Below are 1,755 nucleotides of genomic sequence, written 5' to 3' on the forward strand. Positions count from 1 at the left end.
GGCCCACAGAGACGACGCATGCTGTCCGTCGCGTCCCGAACGATCCCGTGGCGCGGAGCACGTCGATCCGGCGCGGGCCGGCCTCGAACGCCCGCTCGAGGGCGTGCAGCGCGTCGAGGCCGTTATGCGCAGGCAGGCCGACGTTGCGGGCGAAGTCGTTACCGCTGCCGATCGCGACGAGACCCAAGGGCACGTCCGTTCCCGCCGTCGCGTTGACCCCCAGGTGAACCATCCCGTCGCCACCCACCACCACGAGGGCATCAGGACGCCCGGACTCGGCGTGACATGCGGTGTGCGCGTGCTGGAGGGCCGCCTCGGCGGAGCCGGCCGAGAGGTCTGTCACGTCGTGGCCCGCGGCCCGGAGCTCGCGGATCACGCCCGCGCCCGGACCACTCCCCCGGTTCCCGTTCGCGGCAGGGTTCACCACGATCCCTAGATTCGGCATCGGTCGCCTCAGGCGTCCACGGTCGAGGTGTCGTCGGCCGCCGCAAGCTCGGCGTCCTCCTCGGCGCGCCGCGTGGCGGCCCGCTTGTCGTGCACGTGGCAGATGAGCACCGCGATGAAGTACAGCGCGAGGATCGGCAGCGCCATGAAGATCATGGCCGTCGGTTCCGGGTTGGGGGTCGCGAAGGCACAGAACGTGAAGATGCCCACCACGGCCCAGCGCCACCCCTTGAGCCAGAGCCCCGCCTTGACCACACCCATGAAGTTGAGCGCCACCATGACGAGCGGCAGCAGAAACGCGATTCCGAACGCGATGACGAACTGCATGACGAACTTGAGATAGACGTCGGCGGCCAGCAAGTTGGTCGTGTTGTCCGGCGTGAAGGATCCGATGAGGACTTCGAGCGCCTTGGGAAGCACGCTCCAGGCCAGGCTGGCACCGGTGATGAACAGCGGGACGGCGGCTGCCATGAAGCCGAAGGTGTACTTGCGTTCGTTCTTGGTCAGGCCAGGCGTGATGAACGCCAGGATCTGGTAGATCCACCACGGCGATGTCAACAGCAGGCCCGTGAAGAGGGAGATGCGCAACTGCATGTCGAACGCAGTGCCTATGCCCTGGAAGTTCAGGGTCACCAGTTCAGGTCGGGCTGCCTGGAGAACCTCGACTGGGCGCTGGAGAGTCTCGAAGACTCCTGGGATGTACCACGGGCCGATCGCGATGCGGTCCAGGAGGACCAGTGGTGAGAACGTCTTCGGGTTCGCCCCGGCCGCGAGAGTGTCGATGCCGACCGTGCCGACGAACGTCGGGTTGTAGAGGATCCATCCGACGATCGCGCCGATCAGGATCCCTGCTGCCGCGAGGATGACCCTGCGGCGGAGCTCCCTGAGGTGCTCCGCCAGCGCCATTCGCGCTTCGGGATTGTCCTTCCGCGACCCAGAGGCTCGGGCCACGGGCACTTACCGCCCGGGGGTGGGAGGTACGTCGGTCGGCGTGCTGCCGCCGGGCTGGGTCACACCGTGCTGGGTGTCCGTGGTGGTGGTGTTGACCGTGGTCTCGGTGCCGCTGCTGATCTCGGGATCGGGGTTGACCGCGTCCTTGACGGTATCGCCGTCGTCACGGAGGTCCTTGACCTCCTCCTTGAAGATCTTCATCGATCGACCGACGTTGCGGGTGATGTCGGGAAGCCGACTGGCGCCGAACACCAGCAGGATCACGACGAGCAGCACGATGGCGTGCCAGGCCTGCAGACGCATGATGTCTCCGCTTCGAGTGAGTTGCTTCGCTTCAGTCTAGGTGACGTCGGCTGGGAT

Annotated in this window: 3 protein-coding genes; all 3 read right to left on the bottom strand. The window is 66.6% G+C overall.

Annotated elements, in window-relative coordinates; translation table 11 throughout:
- Positions 1–445 (bottom strand): diacylglycerol/lipid kinase family protein (locus ACOJSN_RS21965; protein ID WP_420114618.1); only part of this gene is annotated, 445 nt, incomplete at its 3' end.
- A gap of 8 nt (positions 446–453) precedes the next feature.
- A complete protein-coding gene (gene tatC, locus ACOJSN_RS21970; protein ID WP_420114619.1) occupies positions 454–1,350 on the bottom strand; it encodes a twin-arginine translocase subunit TatC in 897 nt (298 codons plus the stop codon).
- Positions 1,351–1,401: 51 nt separating this feature from the next.
- Positions 1,402–1,698: a Sec-independent protein translocase subunit TatA gene (gene tatA / locus ACOJSN_RS21975; protein ID WP_420114620.1), complete on the bottom strand. Its 297-nt coding sequence runs from the start codon at positions 1,696–1,698 to the stop codon at positions 1,402–1,404.
- Positions 1,699–1,755: the final 57 nt, after the last annotated feature.

This window comes from Pseudactinotalea sp. (genome assembly GCF_048594945.1).
GTDB lineage: Bacteria > Actinomycetota > Actinomycetes > Actinomycetales > Beutenbergiaceae > Pseudactinotalea.

Coding starts and splice junctions, on each gene's coding strand:
- tatA (WP_420114620.1), bottom strand. CDS start 1,698: ATGCGTCTGCAGGCCTGGCACGCCATCGTGCTGCTCGTCGTGATCCTG.
- tatC (WP_420114619.1), bottom strand. CDS start 1,350: ATGGCGCTGGCGGAGCACCTCAGGGAGCTCCGCCGCAGGGTCATCCTC.